The organism is Bacteroides sp. 51, assembly GCF_010500965.1.
Classification (GTDB): Bacteria; Bacteroidota; Bacteroidia; order Bacteroidales; family Bacteroidaceae; genus Bacteroides.
This window is the reverse complement of sequence record NZ_QVMI01000167.1, coordinates 1-321: the sequence shown is the minus strand read 5'-3', so window position 1 is coordinate 321 and position 321 is coordinate 1. Positions and strand designations below refer to the sequence as shown.

Here is a 321-nt window from a genome sequence, read left to right as displayed (position 1 = left end):
AATCTATCTGACGAACACATACAATATATCCGCCGCCGTGAACATGATGGCCTCAACGAACCATTTGACGATGCAAATGCCATCACCGGATGGCCGGGAGGAAAACCAAATGCGGATGATACTCATCGTCCGGAACGTGCAAAACCATATCCAAAACGCGTGATCATCTTCCGTTCCGAAGAGCAAGATATTTGCCCTACTTGTCGGTTTATAGAACGGCAGATGCACCTCTACCCCCGCCGCCGGAGAGATAAATGGCTGCTACGATCATGGTAATAATCGGAGAGGTGGTTGTCACAATAGAGGCATCAATCGGCGAAG

The 321-nt window shown here is 49.2% G+C and carries 1 protein-coding gene; it reads left to right on the top strand.

Features of this window, described 5'->3' with window-relative positions:
- Positions 1–276, top strand: a 276-nt coding sequence (locus D0T87_RS23965) for a hypothetical protein (protein WP_163178698.1), incomplete at its 5' end; no start/stop codon positions are given.
- Between the last annotated feature and the right edge of the window lie 45 nt (positions 277–321).